Source organism: Kitasatospora sp. NPDC048296 (assembly GCF_043201815.1).
GTDB lineage: Bacteria > Actinomycetota > Actinomycetes > Streptomycetales > Streptomycetaceae > Kitasatospora.
Genome location: NZ_JBICZB010000044.1, coordinates 49,499 through 65,679, shown reverse-complemented (window position 1 = coordinate 65,679; position 16,181 = coordinate 49,499). Strand labels below are relative to the sequence as shown.

General features: G+C 73.0%; 14 protein-coding genes. 7 read left to right on the top strand and 7 right to left on the bottom strand.

Going from position 1 to position 16,181, the window contains the following annotated elements; genetic code table 11:
• Nucleotides 1-115: 115 nt before the first annotated feature.
• Nucleotides 116-1,546, bottom strand: coding sequence for a BTAD domain-containing putative transcriptional regulator (locus tag ACGF12_RS24495; RefSeq protein ID WP_393033857.1), 1,431 nt, complete (start codon nucleotides 1,544-1,546; stop codon nucleotides 116-118).
• A gap of 122 nt (nucleotides 1,547-1,668) precedes the next feature.
• Here ACGF12_RS24495 and ACGF12_RS24490 point away from each other — a divergent pair, with 122 nt between their 5' ends.
• Both ACGF12_RS24490 and ACGF12_RS24485 read left to right on the top strand, forming a co-directional pair.
• Entirely contained in the window at nucleotides 1,669-4,587 is a 2,919-nt protein-coding gene (locus ACGF12_RS24490; RefSeq protein ID WP_393033854.1) for a BTAD domain-containing putative transcriptional regulator, read from the top strand.
• A gap of 119 nt (nucleotides 4,588-4,706) precedes the next feature.
• Nucleotides 4,707-5,186 (top strand): CAP domain-containing protein, encoded by a 480-nt coding sequence (locus tag ACGF12_RS24485; RefSeq protein WP_393033851.1) that lies wholly within the window; start codon nucleotides 4,707-4,709, stop codon nucleotides 5,184-5,186.
• A 108-nt stretch (nucleotides 5,187-5,294) separates the two neighbouring features.
• Here ACGF12_RS24485 and ACGF12_RS24480 read toward each other — a convergent pair whose 3' ends face one another.
• The gene (locus ACGF12_RS24480) at nucleotides 5,295-5,786 is read right to left on the bottom strand and encodes a winged helix-turn-helix transcriptional regulator (RefSeq protein WP_393033848.1); all 492 of its coding nucleotides are present in this window, start codon (nucleotides 5,784-5,786) and stop codon (nucleotides 5,295-5,297) included.
• 103 nt (nucleotides 5,787-5,889) lie between these two features.
• On the opposite strand from ACGF12_RS24480, the gene ACGF12_RS24475 reads away from it, so the two are divergent.
• Both ACGF12_RS24475 and ACGF12_RS24470 read left to right on the top strand, forming a co-directional pair.
• The gene (locus ACGF12_RS24475) at nucleotides 5,890-6,387 is read left to right on the top strand and encodes a hypothetical protein (protein WP_393033845.1); all 498 of its coding nucleotides are present in this window, start codon (nucleotides 5,890-5,892) and stop codon (nucleotides 6,385-6,387) included.
• 195 nt (nucleotides 6,388-6,582) lie between these two features.
• Nucleotides 6,583-7,287: a hypothetical protein gene (locus ACGF12_RS24470; RefSeq protein ID WP_393033842.1), complete on the top strand. Its 705-nt coding sequence runs from the start codon at nucleotides 6,583-6,585 to the stop codon at nucleotides 7,285-7,287.
• Between the two features lie 65 nt (nucleotides 7,288-7,352).
• Here the strand turns inward: ACGF12_RS24470 and ACGF12_RS24465 are convergent, their stop codons facing one another.
• A complete protein-coding gene (locus ACGF12_RS24465; protein ID WP_393033839.1) occupies nucleotides 7,353-7,982 on the bottom strand; it encodes a TetR/AcrR family transcriptional regulator in 630 nt (209 codons plus the stop codon).
• Between the two features lie 418 nt (nucleotides 7,983-8,400).
• Between ACGF12_RS24465 and ACGF12_RS24460 the strand changes: the two genes are divergently transcribed.
• The 3 genes from ACGF12_RS24460 to ACGF12_RS24450 all read left to right on the top strand — a co-directional run bounded on the left by ACGF12_RS24460 (nucleotide 8,401) and on the right by ACGF12_RS24450 (nucleotide 10,933).
• Nucleotides 8,401-8,751, top strand: a complete 351-nt coding sequence (locus ACGF12_RS24460; protein WP_393033836.1) for a DUF6542 domain-containing protein — start codon at nucleotides 8,401-8,403, stop codon at nucleotides 8,749-8,751.
• Entirely contained in the window at nucleotides 8,744-10,402 is a 1,659-nt protein-coding gene (locus ACGF12_RS24455) for an LCP family protein (RefSeq protein WP_393033833.1), read from the top strand. Before ACGF12_RS24460 ends, ACGF12_RS24455 begins: the two co-directional genes overlap by 8 nt.
• A gap of 150 nt (nucleotides 10,403-10,552) precedes the next feature.
• Nucleotides 10,553-10,933, top strand: coding sequence for a VOC family protein (locus ACGF12_RS24450; RefSeq protein ID WP_393033830.1), 381 nt, complete (start codon nucleotides 10,553-10,555; stop codon nucleotides 10,931-10,933).
• 63 nt (nucleotides 10,934-10,996) lie between these two features.
• Here the strand turns inward: ACGF12_RS24450 and ACGF12_RS24445 are convergent, their stop codons facing one another.
• The 4 genes from ACGF12_RS24445 to ACGF12_RS24430 all read right to left on the bottom strand — a co-directional run bounded on the left by ACGF12_RS24445 (nucleotide 10,997) and on the right by ACGF12_RS24430 (nucleotide 16,032).
• A complete protein-coding gene (locus tag ACGF12_RS24445; protein ID WP_393033827.1) occupies nucleotides 10,997-12,052 on the bottom strand; it encodes a 2-oxoacid:ferredoxin oxidoreductase subunit beta in 1,056 nt (351 codons plus the stop codon).
• Nucleotides 12,049-14,046: a 2-oxoacid:acceptor oxidoreductase subunit alpha gene (locus ACGF12_RS24440; RefSeq protein WP_393033824.1), complete on the bottom strand. Its 1,998-nt coding sequence runs from the start codon at nucleotides 14,044-14,046 to the stop codon at nucleotides 12,049-12,051. Before ACGF12_RS24440 ends, ACGF12_RS24445 begins: the two co-directional genes overlap by 4 nt.
• Nucleotides 14,047-14,269: 223 nt before the next feature.
• A complete protein-coding gene (locus ACGF12_RS24435) occupies nucleotides 14,270-14,932 on the bottom strand; it encodes a response regulator (protein WP_393033821.1) in 663 nt (220 codons plus the stop codon).
• Nucleotides 14,933-15,021: 89 nt separating this feature from the next.
• Nucleotides 15,022-16,032, bottom strand: coding sequence for a polyprenyl synthetase family protein (locus tag ACGF12_RS24430; protein ID WP_387614932.1), 1,011 nt, complete (start codon nucleotides 16,030-16,032; stop codon nucleotides 15,022-15,024).
• Between the last annotated feature and the right edge of the window lie 149 nt (nucleotides 16,033-16,181).

Below are 16,181 nucleotides of genomic sequence, written 5' to 3'. Positions count from 1 at the left end.
GACCAGCTACAAGGCCACCATCAGCATCGACATCCTGACGACACCAGACCCGTGACCGGAACCCGCAGGCTCTATCTACACGGCGTTGGTACTAGACCGCCCCGCGGCCCGGCCCTCACCCCCGTTCGGTGAACCACCTGACCAGGTCGTCCACCGACCACCAGGGCCGGGCCGCGAGCCGCGTCGCCGCCGTCCGCAGCAGCACCGGCAGGTGACCGCAGATCTCGGCCAGCTCGGCGACCGCGGCCGGCTCCCGGCTGATCCGCTCCACGCCCACGATCCGCGCCAGCAGCTCGTGGGCGTCGTGCGGTTCCAACGCCCCGACCGTCAGCCGGACCGCGTCGCCGGGCAGGACCCCCGGCTCCGCCCCCGTCACCACCGCCGCGCACCCGCTGGTCGCGGGCAGCAGCGGCGCGGGGTCGGGCACCCCGTCGAGCACCACCAGGACGCGCCGTCCTTCCAGTGCCGCGCGGTAGCGCTCGACCAGCTCCCCGACCGGGGCGCAGCCGGCGGGCCGCTCCCCCAGGGCTCGCAGGAAGGCCGCCAGGACCGTGCCCGGCTCTCCTCCGCTCGCGTACAACTGCCCGTCCGGGAAGGCGTCCTGGGCGGCGTGGGCGACGTGCACCGCCAGTGCCGACTTACCGCTGCCGGCCGGCCCGGACAGCCCCACCACCGGCGAGCCGCCCGCCGCCCGCAGCGCCTGCTCCGCCTGCCGGGCCAGGCCGGCCCGCCCGACCAGGTCGGGGATGTCGGACGGGAGCTGGCTCGGCCGGGGCAGCCGCCGCAGCGACACCGGGGCCTCCCCGCGCCGGATCCGGTCGGCCAACTCCACGACGGCTGCGGCCGGCTCCAGTCCCAGTTCGCGGTCCAGCCGCTCCCGCAGCGCCTCGTACGCTGCCAGCGCCTCCGCCCGGCGGCCGCAGCGGTGCAGCGCCAGCAGGTGCAGCCGGTGCACCTCCTCGTCCTGTGGGTGCCCGGCCGCCAGCGCGGCCAGCGGCTCCACCGCGTCGGCGTGCCGACCGAGGGCCACGTCCAGGTCCAGCAGCGCCTTCACCGCTGCGAAGCGCCCGGCCGCCAGCCGCTCCCGCGCCCGCTCGGCGAACGCCCCCGGTACGCCGTCCAGCGCCCGGTCGCCCGCCCAGGCGTCGAGCGCCCGCCCCAGCAACTCCCGCGCCCGCGAGGGCTCCTGGTGACGCAGCGCGACGGCCTCCGCCACCGCGGTCTCGTAGCGGAAGAGGTCCACGGCCTCCCGCGGCACCGCCAGCCGGTAGCCGCCCGCCGCCGCCACCAGCAGCTCGGGCGCGCCGAGCGCCCGCCGCAGCCGGTGCACATGGGTGCCGATCTGCCCGACCGGATCCTTCGGCCAGCGGGTGTCGTCCTCGCCCCACAGACCCTCGACCAGCCGGTCCGTGGGCACCAACTGTCCCGGGGCGAGCAGCAACGCGGCCAGCACGGCCCGCTGCTGCGGACGGCCGAGCTCGATCTCACGGCCGTCGCATCTGGCGCTCAGCGGCCCCAGCACGCGGAATTCGAGCCGCACAGCCACCTCTCGAAGCTCGGAATCCGTGCACAATCTGTAACAGAGCATAGGCCGCCGGGGTATGGGGGCGCCGCTGTCCGGACGGAAGTGGCGGGATACCGGTGCAGGACGACTTTCGGGGACGGGACATGGGTGACATGGGGGGAGCCGGGCTGCGGTTCGGACTGCTGGGCCCGCTGCGGGCCTGGTACGGGGAGCAGGAGCTGGAGCTGGGCCGGCCGCAGCAGCGGGCCGTGCTCGCCGTGCTGCTGGACACCGCCGGGCGGGCGGTGGCAGTGCCGGTACTGATCGAGGGGGTGTGGGGCGGGGCCGCGCCGGCCGATCCGCGCAAGGCCGTCCAACTGGCCGTCTCCCGGCTGCGCACCGCGTTCCGGCCGTACGCCGGGGACGACCCGGAGCGGATGCCCCTGGTCCGCGTCGGCGACGGCTACGCGCTGCGGGTACCCGCGGCCGAGGTCGACGCCGTCGCCTGGCAGGCCCTGCTGGCCGAGGCCGAGGAACTGCGCCAGGCCGACGCGCCCCCGCAGGAGGTCCGGGACGTACTGCGCCGGGCCCAGCGGCTGTGGACCGGCGAACCCCTCGCCGGGCTCCCCGGACCGCACGCCGAAGCCGTCCGCGCCCGACTCACCGAACAGCGGATATCGGCCAAGGAGACCCAGCTCGAACTGGACGCCGAACTCGGCGACCGCACCGACCTGACCGCGGAGGCCGCCGCCCTCGCCCTGGAGCACCCCGGCCGGCCCCGGCTCACCGTCGTCCTGATGCACGCCCTCTACCAGGCCGGCCGCAAGGCCGAGGCACTCGCCGTCTACGAGGACGCCCGCCCCACCCTGCCCGCCGACGACCGCGGACCGGCCCGGCTCCAGCTGCGCATCCTGCGCGAGGACGCCACCCTGCTGCCGCCCAGGGCCGAGCCCGAACCCTCCGCCGACACCTGGCAGGCCCCCGACCAACTGCCCAGCGGCCTGCCCGACTTCACCGGCCGCGCCGAGGAACTCGGCACCCTCACGGACCAGCTCGCCGGGGCCGGCGGGCGGGCCGTGGTGGTTTCCGCCCTGGACGGCATGGGCGGCGTCGGCAAGACCACCCTCGCCGTGCACCTCGCCCGGCAGGTCCGCGACCGCTTCCCCGACGGGCAGCTCTTCGCCGACCTGCGCGGCGCCGACCGCACCCCACCCGACCCGGGCGCCGTCCTGGCCGGCTTCCTGCGCGCCCTCGGCATCGCCCCCGCCGAGATCCCGCCGGACACCGGCGAGCGCAGCGCCCTCTACCGCTCGGCCCTCGCCGGACGGCGCGTCCTCGTCGTGCTCGACAACGCCGCCACCCCCGAGCACGTCGAACCGCTGCTGCCCGGCGCCGCCGGCTGCGCCGTCCTGGTCACCAGTCGGCTGCGGCTGACCGGCCTCGCCGGAGCCCACCACCTGCGCCTGGACACCCTGCCGCCCACCGAGGCCCTCGAACTGCTCACCCGGATCGTCGGCGCCGACCGGGTCACCGCCGAACCGGAAGCCGCCGACGAGGTCGTCCGGGCCTGCGGGCTGCTGCCACTGGCCGTCCGGATCGCCGCCTCCCGGCTCGCCGCCGACCCCGCGCTCACCCTCGCCGCCCTCGCCGAAGGACTGCGCCGGGAACACCGGCTGGCCGAACTCAGCGACGGCGAACGGACCGTGGAGGCCACCTTCGCCCTCTCCTACCACCGCCTCGACCCGGAACTCGCCCGCGCCTTCCGCCTGCTCTCCCTGCTCGAAGCCCCCGACCTGCCGCTGTCCTGCGCCGCCGCCCTGCTCGGCCGCACCGAGGACGAGGCCGACCGACTCCTGGAAACCCTCGTCGACCTCAACCTGCTGCACTCCGCCCGCTTCGGCCGCTACGGCTTCCACGACCTCGTCCGCGACTACGCCCGCGGCCGGCTCGCCGCCGAGGAGCCCCCCGCCGAACACACCGCCGCCGCCGACCGCCTCACCGACTTCTGCCTCGCCACCGCCCGCAACGCCGACCGGGCCGCCCGCAAGGCGGACCCGGCCGAACTCAGCCTGCTCGACGCGCCCGTGGCTGCCACCGGCCGCCCGATCACCGACGGCGCCGAAGCGGTGCGCTGGATGCGCGACCAGGCCGAGGTGCACGCCGCCGCCATCGTGCTCAACTGCGCCGACCCGGCGCTGCCGCTCGACCGAGCCGCCGAACTCGCCGACCGGATGGGCGCGGTGCTCGCCGAACGCACCCAGACCGGCGTCATCGTCGACCTCGCCGGGCGGCTCGCCCAGGAGGCCGAGGCCCGCGACGAACGCGGCCCGCTCGCCCTCGCCCGCTACCTGCGCGGCACCATGCTCTGGCACATCAACCGCTACGCCGAGTCCGAGGAGGAGATCCGCCGGGCCGTCGACCTGTGCACCGACCGGCACACCGAACGGGTACTCGCCAAGGCCCTGATCAACCTCGGCGGCAACGCCCGGATCAACGGCCGCTACGCCGAGGCCGCCGAACACGCGGGCCGCGCGGCCGAACTCTTCCACCGCCTCGGCGCCCGGCGCGCCGAGGGCAGCGCGCTCGGCGAGTTCGCGTTCAGCGCCGCCCACACCGGACGGCTCGCCGAGGCCCGGGACGCCGCCGAGCGCAGCGCCCGCCTGATGACCGACTCCGGACCGGTCTCCGCCGCGATCGGCCGCTACTACCTCGCCCGGGTCCTACGGCTGTGCGGCGACCCGGAAACCGCCCTCACCCACGCGCTCGGCGCCCGGGACGAGTTCGCCGCCCTCCAGGTCACCGTGTTCGAGGCCGCCGCCGGGGACCTCGCCGCCCGCATCCACGCCGAAGCCGGACGCTGGCTGCTCGCCGCCGACCTCGCCGAGGCCGTCCTCCCGCTCGCCCGCCGCACCAGCGCCGCCCTGGAGGCCGCCCTGCTACGCACCCTCGGCACCGCGCTCACCGGCCTCGGCCGCCCGCGCCAGGCCCGGACCCTCCTGACGGAGGCGCTGGAGCTGTACCGGCGGCTCGGACTCGACGAGGACGCGACGCAGGTCGAAGGGCTGCTGGCGGGTCTCAACTGATCGTCGGCCACCCGCGTTGACCGACCGTCTACCGCGCTCCGGCACCCTAGTTCCTTGTCCGGCCCCGGACCGCGGCACCCGCGGCCCGGGGCGACACCCCAGACGAGAGGTCCGACACCATGCCCACGCTCGTGCGGAACGGCCGGGTCCTGACGCTCGGCGCGGCGTTCGAGGAAGCGGCGTTCGAGGCAGCGGGAGGCGGGGCGGCCACCGGCGTCGACGTCCGCACCGAGATGCTGACCTCCCTCAACTTCCGACGCGTCCACGCCGGCGCCCGACTCCTGTGCCTGGACGACCGGTTGAACGCCGCGGCCCAGCGCCACGCCGACGACCTGGCCGCGCACGGCCTCGTCCAGCACGACGGCACCGACGGCAGCACGCCGTGGCGCCGGGTCCGGGCCGCCGGCTTCGCCTTCCGCTTCGCCGCCGAGATCGTCGCCCCGGCCGACAGCGTGCCGCAGGCCGTGCAGCTGTGGATGTACAGCCCCCAGCACCGCGACACCGTGCTCGACCCGCGCTTCAACCACCTCGGCGTCGGCCACGCACCCGGCCGACCCGGCACCCGGGGCCGCTACGTCCTGACGCTCGCCCAGGTCTGACGCCACGACGGGCGCCGCACCGCCACCGGGCCGGGCCCGCGCGTCGACTCCGACGCGCGGGCCCGGCCTGTTCGCCCCCACCTGCAGCGAGCCGGTGCTCAGGGCCGTTCAGAGGAAGCGCGCCCCCGGCCCCGGCGCCCGGTAGACCTCGTTCGACGGCAGGTGGGTGTGCCCGGCCGCGCACTCCAGGACGAGGGTGACCGGCTCGTCGCAGCGGTGCTCCTCGTCCGGGCCGCCGTGCCGGACCACGACCGGCGGCCCGGCCTCGTCCGCGAGGTACGTGTCGCCCCACTCCAGCAGGGCCATCAGGGTCGGCCGAAGGGCCAGTCCCTGCTCGGTGAGGCGGTACTCGTAGCGCTGGCGGTCGCCGGGCTCCTGGTACGGGACGCGGTGCATGACGCCGGTCGCGACCAGGCCGTCGAGCCGGGTGGACAGCAGGTTGCTGGCGATCCCCAGCCGCGCCCGGAACTCGCCGAAGCGGGTGGCGCCGTCGACGGCCTCGCGGACGATCAGCAGCGACCAGCGCTCGCCGACCACCGACAGGGCGCGCGCCATCGAACAGTTCGACGGGTCGATCCTCCGTTTTCCCTGCTCTGCCATGGCTCCGATGATACCGACACCTGGGTTGACAATCTCAACCCAGCGGCGGCAGGCTCGCTCCCGACCTGAGTTGAGAAAGTAAATCCAGTCAGGAGAACCGATCGTGCCCATGCTCGACGTGTACATCCCCGACGGCGCGCTCCAGCCCGACGCCGAGGCGGAACTGCTCGACCGGATCACCGGGATCCTGATCCGCCACGAGGGCTTCGACCCCACCGACCCGGCCGTCCGCTCCGTGTCCTGGGTGTTCCTGCACCGGCCCGCCGCCGTCTACGTCGGCGGCAGGCCCGCCGACGCGCCGCGCTACCGGGTCGTCCCGTCCGTCCCCGAGGGCCAGTTCGCCGAGAAGGTCCGGGCCGCCGTCGTCGCCGACGTCACCGAGGCGATCCTGGACGCCGAGGGCGGCACCTGGCCGCGCGACCCCGGCCGGGTGTGGGTGTTCCCCACCGAGATCCCCGAGGGCCACTGGGGCAGCTTCGGGAAGATCAGGCCGCTCGCGGCGATCCTCGCCCGGATCACCGGGAACGACCCCGACCGGGCCCGCGCGCTCGCGACGCAGCGGATCGCCGCCAGTCGGGCCGAGCACGCGGCCCTGCGGTAACCGGCCGACGGGGAGGCCGAGCCGTTCGAGAACGACTGATCACGACTCGGCATCCCTTGTCACGGACCCGCGCAGGACTCGTCACGACGACGTCAAGACGCCACTAAACACATCGCACCCCGCTTCCGCACTGCGCTATGAACGTCCCTCAGGAGGACCGCTGGCACAGTGGTCCGCATAGACGGGGGACGTCACATGAAGACCATCCGCAGCAATCGCCACACCCTGGCCCTGGTCGGCCTGGCCGCGGCCGGCGCGCTCACCCTGACCGCCTGCAACGACGACGCCGCGTCGTCCGACACCGCGACCACCCCGCCCGCCACCCAGGCGCCCGCCACGCCGTCGGCCGCACCCACCACCCCGGCGCCCTCCATCTCGGCGGCGGCGCCGACCGGCGCCCCGACCGCCGCGGCGCCCGGCACAGCGGCGGCGCCGGCCCCGGCCGGCGCGACCGCGGCGCCCGGGACCACGGTGAAGATCGGCGACGCCGCCACCATCCCGTTCAGCTCGGGCAGCACCAAGGGCACCGTCTCGCTCGCGGTCACCTCGATCGACAAGGGCGACCCGGCCGACCTCACCCCGCTCAAGCTGGGTGACAAGGCCGCGGGCATGGTGCCGTACTACGTCCGCTTCAAGGTCACCAACGTCGGCAGCACCGATCTGTCCTTCTCCAGCCTGACCCAGATGAAGGGCACGCTCCCGGACGGCTCGGAGGCCGCCGAGGTGATGCTGATCGGCGCCTTCGACAAGTGCCCGCACCCGTCCTTCCCGAAGGGCTTCACCAACGGCCAGTCCATCACCTCCTGTGTGCTGGCACTGGCGCCGCAGGCGACCAAGGTGGCCGGCGCCGAGTACTGGGGCGAGCCGTACACCCTGGGCAAGGGCGTCAACTGGAAGTGACCCGCCCGAAGTGATCCACCGGTGATCCGTGCGGGTCGGGGGCGTCGCCCCCGACCCGCACGCGGCTACGCGCCGTAGATCTTCAGGAAGGCGTCCACGCCCACGCCCGCGATCCGCCTGACCTCCTCCTCGGCCACCGGCAGGGCGCCCCAGAAGGAGCGCTCCGCCACACCGTGGAAGGTCAGCAGCGTGAACTGCTCGGCGGCCGGCTCCGGTTCGCCGAGCGCCAGCAGCCCGCGCCCGGCGAGCGCCGCGAAGCGCTCCGCCAGGTCCCGCTGGGAGGCCACCGGGCCGGCCTCCAGCCAGGCCTCCAGGACGTCCGCCGGGATGTTGGCGACCTCGGCGCGGATCGCCCGGCCGAGCGCCCCGTGCTCCCCCGCGGAGAGAACGGCGAGCGCCCGCTCGACCGCGAAGTCGGCCAGGTCCTGGCGCAGGTCCACCACCCGGTCCAGGTACTTCGCCATCAACTCCCGGATCGTCTCGGTGAGTTCCGCCGAATTCTGCAGCGCCACCGACAGGAAGAGGGTCTCCTTGTCGGCGAAGTGGTTGTAGACCGTGCGCTTGGACACCCCGGCCTCGGCCGCGATCGCGTCCATGCTGGCCCGGACGTACCCTTCGCGCCCGAACACCGTCGTCGCAGCCCGGGTGATCGCCTTCCGCTTCTCCGGCCGCCCCGCTCCGCCCGTGGTCGCCACGACCCGCTCCTTCTCCGCCGGCGCACCCGCCGACCGTCTCGAAAACTGCTCGGTGTAGTGTATGCAGGCCCGTTCACAAGCGGACTTGCCTCCGAACAGGCGTGCTCTATGCTGCGTACGATCTCTACACCTCTGTAGAGCAAATCCGAAAACGGGCCTGCCCCCGAGCAGCACCGGGAAACCGAGAACGGGAACCGGCCGGCCGAACACCAGCGTCCCGTACAGGCAGCGCCGCAACCGCTATCCCACAGCAACCCGGCGCGAGCGCCGGCCGTGGCGCGCCAATCACGGGAACACCGGGGGTGAGTGCGTGGCGGGGCAGCGAGGTCGGTCGTCCGACCAGGGTTCACGACGGCGGACGGCCAGCAGACCTACCGGCCCCCAGCGGCCCTTCTCCGGCGGACCGGCCCTGCCCGCGGTGGCGGCCGTCGCACTGCCCCTGGTGGGTGCGGTGATCGACGAGCTCTCCGGCCCCGGCATGGGCGTCGCCTTCGACGTGTGCGCGGTGCTCGGCATGGGCCTGGCGGCCGCGCTCAGCACCCGCAGGGGCTGGTGGTGGGTGGTCGCGGCCTCCCCGCTGGTCGTGCTGGGCGTCACGGCCGTGGTCGAGTTCGCGGCCGACAGCGAGAAGTACCAGGGCAGCAAGCTGGCCACCGGCTCTGCGAAGTGGGTGGTGAACGGCTTCCCGGTGATGGCGCAGGCCGTCGCCGCGGCCCTGTTGGTGATCGTGGTCCGGGTGGTCCAGGACCGGAGGAGGCAGCATGCCTGAGAAGCCCGAGCAGCAGGGCGGCGGCCGGGCCGCCGCCCGCAAGGCCGCCGAGCCCGCCGCCCGCCGGAACTCCCCGGCGCTGATCGCGGCCCGGGTGGTGGCCTCCACGGTCGGCTTCGCGGTGTTCGCCGCGAGCGGGGTGGTCTGGTACGAGTACACCTCCCTCACCAGCGGGATGACCACGTCCAACGCGATCGCGGAGACCAAGAAGGACGCGCCCAAGCACCTGGACAACTCGGTCAACCTGCTGCTGATCGGCCTGGACAGCCGCAAGAACATGGACGGCTCGGACCTGCCGCCGCAGTTCGTCCAGGACGAGCTGCACGCCGGCCACAGCTCCGACATCGGCGGCTACAACACCAACTCGCTGATCCTGCTGCACATACCGGCCAACGGCGGCAAGGTGCAGGCGATCTCCATCCCCCGCGACGACTACGTCATGACCTTCAACGGGGACAACTCCCAGCAGGGCATGCACAAGATCAAGGAGGCCTACGGGATCGCCAAGGAGAAGTTCGACGGCAGCCCGAAGGCCAAGGGTCTCAAGGGCGCGGACCTGGAGAAGGCCGGCCGCGACGCCGGGCGGGCCGCCACCATCCGCACCGTCCAGACCTTCGTGAACCAGCCGGTCGACCACGTGGCCGAGGTCAACCTGATGGGCTTCTACGACATCGCCAAGGCCGTCGAGCCGATCCAGGTCTGCCTGACCCACGACACCAAGGACCCGGCCATCGAGGGCCAGGGCTCCGGCGCCGACTTCAAGAAGGGCATCAACACCCTCAACGCCTCCCAGGCGCTCGCCTTCGTCCGCCAGCGCCACAACCTGGACGACGGCAAGGGCAACAGCGGCGACTTCGCCCGCACCCACCGCCAGCAGGCCTTCATCTCCTCCGTCGTGCACAAGCTCAAGCAGGACGGCATCATCAGCGACCTCGGCAAGCTCAAGGACCTGTTCGGCGTCGTCCAGAAGGACCTGGTCATCGACAACGAGTGGAACGTCCTCGACTTCGCCCAGCAGGCCCCCGCCCTGACCGGCGGCAACGTCGAGTTCAACACCCTCACCTTCGACGGCTTCGGCACCCGCAACGGCCAGGACGTGAACCTGGTCACCCCATCCAAGATCCAAAAGGTGGTCAAGCAGGTGTTCGGCTACGCCGACGCCGCCGCGCCCGCCGCCCCGGCCGACGGCGCCACCGACGCCCCCGCGCCCTCCTCCGCCCCCGCCCAGCCCGCGCCGACCCCGACGGCCACCAAGGCGGCCTCCCCGGCCACCGTGGACGTGTTCAACGCCTCCTCGGCCGCAGGGGTCTCCTCCAGCGCCGAGGCCAAGGCCCTGGTCGGGATGGGATTCAAGGAGGGCAAGGCCGGCCCCGCCGTCTCCAAGCCGAAGAACACCATGGTCACCTACGGCAAGGGCGCCAAGGACGCCGCCGACCAGATCGCCGCCCGCTACGGCGTCACCGCCACCGAGTCCGCGTCCGTCTCAGCCGACCACGTGGCGGTCACCCTGGGCACCTCCTTCACCGGAGTCGCCGCCGACAAGCCCGCCGCCCCCGCGGCCCCCGCCACCGGCGACCCGGCCGCCAACCTGCCCATGCAGGGCCCCGGCGTCGACGCCGAGTCCGACGGCGGCATCCCCTGCGTCTTCTGACCGGACCCGCACCGCACCGCACTTGAGGGAGGCCCCGCCCGGGGGCCTCCCTCAAGCCTTTTCCGGGCCGATCCCTGGCGAGATTCTCCGTACTATGTATAGTGTACTGCGTACGGGATAATTGAGCGCACGGACGAGAGGGCTCCGCCCATGCAGATCACCAGCACCGTCGTCACCCTGACCGTCGAGGACGTCACCACCTCCGCCGCCTTCCTCCAGCGGCACTTCGGCTACACCGAGCTGATGTCCGCCGACGGCTTCGTCTCGCTGGGCCACCCGGGCGGCGGGGTCAATGTCGTCTACCTGCGGCGCGGCCTGGAGGTCCTGCCCGAGGACCAGCGGCACCGGACGGCGGACGGGGTGATCCTGGCGTTCACCGTCGAGGACATCGCCGCGGAGGAGGAGCGGCTGCGCGGCGAGGGGGTCGCGATCACCCTGCCGCTGCGCGAGGAGCCGTGGGGCGAGAAGCTGTTCCAGGTCGCCGACCCGAACGGGGTCCCGGTCGAGCTGGTCGAGTGGGTGAAGGAGTAGCCACACCGAAAAGGCGCCCCCGTCCGGTGTCGGACGGGGGCGCCAACTCGTGAGCGGGGACGGTCAGTCCACCATCCAGGTGTCGTTGCCCGCCAGCAGGGTCGCCAGGTCGCCGGGCCCTCGGTGGGCCGCGGCGGTGGCCAGCTGGCTCTCCATCAGCTCGTCGTAGACCGGCCGCGCGACGCTCCGCAGCACGCCGATCGGCGTGTGGTGCAGGGTGTCCGCGTCGGCGATCCGGGAGAGCGCGAAGGCGGTGGCGGGGCTCGCCGCGTGGGCGTCGTGGACCAGCACCCGCTCCTCGTTGTCCGCCGTGACCGGGGCGGTGAACAGCTCGCCGTCCGGCCCCCGGAAGACGCCGTTGGCCGCCTCGGCACCGAAGCGGATCGGCCGGCCGTGCTCCAGCCGGATCAGCGCCTCGTCGCGCGTGCCGGGCTCCTTCAGCACCTCGAAGGCGCCGTCGTTGAAGATGTTGCAGTTCTGGTAGATCTCCACCAGCGCCGTGCCCTCGTGCTCGGCCGCCGCCCGCAGCACCGACTGCAGGTGCTGGCGGTCCGAGTCGATGGTGCGCGCCACGAAGGAGGCCTCCGCGCCGATCGCCAGCGACAGCGGGTTGAACGGCGCGTCCAGCGAGCCCATCGGGGTGGACTTGGTGATCTTGCCGAGTTCGCTGGTCGGCGAGTACTGGCCCTTGGTGAGGCCGTAGATACGGTTGTTGAACAGCAGGATCTTCAGGTTGACGTTCCGCCGCAGGGCGTGGATCAGGTGGTTGCCGCCGATCGACAGCGCGTCGCCGTCGCCGGTCACCACCCAGACGCTCAGGTCCCGCCGGGAGGAGGCCAGCCCGGTGGCGATCGCCGGCGCCCGGCCGTGGATCGAGTGCACCCCGTAGGTGTTCATGTAGTACGGGAAGCGCGAGGAGCAGCCGATGCCGGAGACGAACACGGTGTTCTCGCGTTTGATGCCGAGCTCCGGCATGAAGCCCTGTACCGCCGCCAGGATCGCGTAGTCCCCGCAGCCGGGGCACCAGCGCACCTCCTGGTCGGTCTTGAAGTCCCGCGCGCTCTGCGGCCCTTCGGCCTTGGGCACCAGTCGCAGCGACGGGAAGCCGTTCTCGCTCATCGGTGGTCCTCCTCGTCCAGGGTGCCGATCGCCGCCCACAGCACGTCCGCCAACTGCGCCGCCTTGAACGGCAGTCCGCGTACCTGGTTGTAGGACTCGGCGTCCACCAGGTACTTCCCCCGCAGCAGCAGCGCGAGCTGCCCGAGGTTCATCTCGGGCACGATGACCTTCTCGTAACTGCGCAGCACCGAGCCCAGGTTGACCGGGAAGGGGTTGAGGTTGCGCAGGTGCGCCTGGGCGATCTCGCCGCCGTCCGCGCGCACCCGGCGCACCGCCGCGGTGATCGGGCCGTACGTCGAGCCCCAGCCGATGACCAGCACCCGGGCGTCACCGGTCGGGTCGTCGACCTCCACCGGCTTGACGGTGATGCCGTCGACCTTGGCCTGCCGGGTGCGGACCATGAAGTCGTGGTTGGCCGGGTCGTAGGAGATGTTGCCGGTGCCGTCCTGCTTCTCGATGCCGCCGATCCGGTGCTCCAGACCGGCCGTGCCGGGCACCGCCCACGGCCGGGCGAGGGTGTGCGGGTCGCGCAGGTAGGGCCAGAAGGCGCCGTCCTCGCGGTTCGGACCGGTCGCGAACTGCGGGTCGATCTCCGGCAGTTCGTCGACGGCCGGGATCCTCCAGGGCTCGGAGCCGTTGGCCAGGTAGCCGTCCGAGAGCAGGAACACCGGGGTGCGGTAGGTCACCGCGATCCGGGCCGCCTCCAGTGCGGCGTCGAAGCACTCGGCGGGCGTGGCCGGGGCGACGATCGGCACCGGGGCCTCGCCGTTGCGGCCGAACATGGCCTGCAGCAGGTCGGCCTGCTCGGTCTTGGTCGGCAGGCCGGTGGACGGGCCGCCGCGCTGGATGTCCACGATCAGCAGCGGCAGTTCGAGCGAGACGGCCAGGCCGATGGTCTCGGACTTCAGTGCGACACCGGGCCCGGAGGTGGTGGTCACACCGAGTGCCCCGCCGAAGGCCGCGCCGAGCGCCGCGCCGATGCCGGCGATCTCGTCCTCGGCCTGGAAGGTGCGCACCCCGAAGTTCTTGTGCTTGGACAGCTCGTGCAGGATGTCCGAGGCCGGGGTGATCGGGTACGAGCCCAGGTAGAGCGGCAGGCCGGCACGCTGCGAGGCGGCCACCAGCCCGTACGACAGGGCGAGGTTGCCGGAGATGTTGCGGTAGCGCCCGGCGGGGAGCTTGGCCGGCGGCACCTCGTAGGAGACCGCGAAGGACTCGGTGGTCTCGCCGAAGTTCCAGCCCGCCCGGAAGGCGCTGATGTTGGCCTCGGCGATCTCCGGCTTCTTGGCGAACTTGCTGCGCAGGAAGGTCTCGGTGCCGTGGGTGGGCCGGTGGTACATCCAGGACAGCAGGCCCAGGGCGAACATGTTCTTCGCCCGTTCGGCGTCCTTGCGGGCCAGCCCGCTGTCCTTGAGCGCCTCCAGGGTCAGCGTGGTGAGCGGCACCTTGTGCAGGTGGAAGCCGTCCAGCGAGCCGTCGCCCAGCGGGTCGGCCGCGTAGCCGACCTTGGACAGCGCGCGCTTGGTGAACTCGTCGGTGTTGACGATGATCTCCGCGCCGCGCGGCAGGTCGGGCACGTTCGCCTTCAGGGCCGCCGGGTTCATCGCCACCAGTACGTTCGGGGCGTCGCCCGGGGTGAGGATGTCGTGGTCGGCGAAGTGCAGTTGGAAGGACGAGACGCCCGGCAGGGTGCCGGCGGGGGCCCGGATCTCGGCCGGGAAGTTCGGCAGCGTGGAGAGGTCGTTGCCGAAGGTGGCCGTCTCCGAGGTGAACCGGTCACCGGTGAGCTGCATGCCGTCACCGGAGTCGCCGGCGAAGCGGATGATCACCCGGTCGAGTCTGCGGATGGGCTTGGCGCGCTTCGCCGGCGGGCCACCCGGGCCGTGCGGACCGGCGGGCCCGTTCGCGCCAGGGTGTCCGTCACCGTCGCCGGTACGACCCTCGCCGCCGCCCGATCCGTCCACTGCCTCTGACTGATCGACCTGACTGGTCACTGCCGCGGACCTCCTCGTGGGCACACCACCGCGGGCGCGGCCCCGTGCCCCGTCCGCCTGGTGCAGCGCTCGCATCCTATGCGTGCGACCTTGAGCCCGGCCGGAACTCTGACAGGAAGTTGCACCCGCCCGCGTCCGTGCTTCACATAGCCACAACACGCGGCCGCCGGAGATCATTCCGCGCTCCGACGGCCGGTGCCGCGAGGCCCCCTCGGGCCGCGGGTCAGGAGTTCAGGTAGGTGAGCACCGCGAGCACCCGGCGGTGGTCCTCCGGGCTCTGGGCCAGGCCCAGCTTGAGGAAGATGTTGCTGACGTGCTTCTCCACCGCGCCGTCGGAGACCACCAGCTGCTTGGCCACCGCCGCGTTGGTGCGGCCCTCCGCCATCAGCCCGAGCACCTCGCGCTCGCGCGGGGTGAGATTGGCCAGAACGTCACCCTTGCGGCTGCGGCTGAGCAGCTGCTGCACCACCTCCGGGTCCAACACGGTGCCGCCCTCGGCGACCCGGACCACCGCGTCGGCGAACTCGCGCACCTCGGCGACCCGATCCTTCAGCAGGTAGCCGACGCCCCGGGTGGAGCCGGCCAGCAGCTCGGAGGCGTAACGTTCCTCCACGAACTGCGACAGCACCAGTACGTTCAGCTGCGGATAGCGGCCGCGCAGCTCCACACAGGCGCGCAGGCCCTCGTCGGTGTGGGTCGGGGGCATCCGCACGTCGGAGACCACCACGTCCGGCAGGGCGTCGGCCGCCGCCAGGTCGTGGATGGTCTTCACCAGGGCGTCGCCGTCCCCGACGCCCGCCACGACCTCCAGGCCCCGGTCGATGAGCAGCCGGGTCAGACCCTCCCGCAGCAGTACGGAGTCCTCGGCGATGACGACGCGACGCATGGTGACCTTCCGGGCAGGCGTGAGCTGACGGGAGTCAGTCTCCCCCATCCGCGCACGCCGCCGGAGGCCGAAGGACCGGATCGGCCCGGTCACATGGTGCGGATCGCCACCGCGTCGCAGAGCCCCTCCAGGGCCGCCTTCGCCGCGCAGTCCGGCAGCGGGGCGAGCAGCGCCCGGGCCTCCTCGGCGTGCCGCAGGGTCTCCCGGCGGGCGCGCTCCAGCGCGGGGTGGCGGCGCAGCAGGCGCAGCGCCTCGGCGTGCAGCCCGTCGTCGGCGAGGTCCTGGGTGAGCAGCTCGCGCAGCCGCGCGTCGTCCGGGTCGGCCGGGTCGGCCGGCATCTGCTGCAGCAGCAGGGTCGGCAGGGTGGGCACGCCCTCGCGCAGGTCGGTGCCGGGGGTCTTGCCGGACTCGTGGCCGTCGCTGGCGATGTCCAGCACGTCGTCGGCCAGCTGGAACGCGATGCCGATCCGCTCGCCGAACTCGCCCAGGGTGTCCACCTGCCAGGGCTCGGCGCCGGCCATCTGTGCTCCTATCCGGCAGGAGACGGCGATCAGCGATCCGGTCTTGCCCTCCAGCACGTCCAGGTAGTGCTGCAGCGGGTCGGCCTCCGGGCCGGGGCCGCGGGTCTCCATGATCTGGCCGGTGACCAGCCGCTCGAACGCCTCGGCCTGCATCCGCACGGCCTCCGGGCCGAGGTCGGCCAGGACCTGGGAGGCGCGGGAGAAGAGGAAGTCGCCGGTGAGGATGGCGACCGAGTTGTCCCAACGGGAGTTGGCGCTCTCGGCGCCGCGGCGCACCGGGGCCTCGTCCATGACGTCGTCGTGGTACAGCGTGGCGAGGTGGGTCAGCTCGACCACCACCGCGGCGGGCACCACGCCGGGCGCGCCCGAGTCGCCGAACTGGGCGGCCAGCAGCAGGAGCAGCGGACGGAAGCGCTTGCCACCGGCCTGCAGGAGGTGACTGGCGGTGACGGTGATGAAGGGGACGTCGCTCTTGACGGCGGCGGTGAGCGCCGCCTCCACCGCGTCCAGTCCGGCCTGGACGTCCCGGGTCAGGTCGCGGTCCTGCACGCTGAGCCCGAAGGGTTCCACGACGGTCACGAAGACCACTCCTCTGTCCCTGGTCGATCTAGCGGCCTGGTCCCTGAGTGCCGCCGCTGGCCATACAGGCAGGGTATCCGGTCGTGAGTGGATCACTGCACGGGCGTGCGGATCCTGTCATGATCGGGCCGGAAGGCCTGGTCAGAACG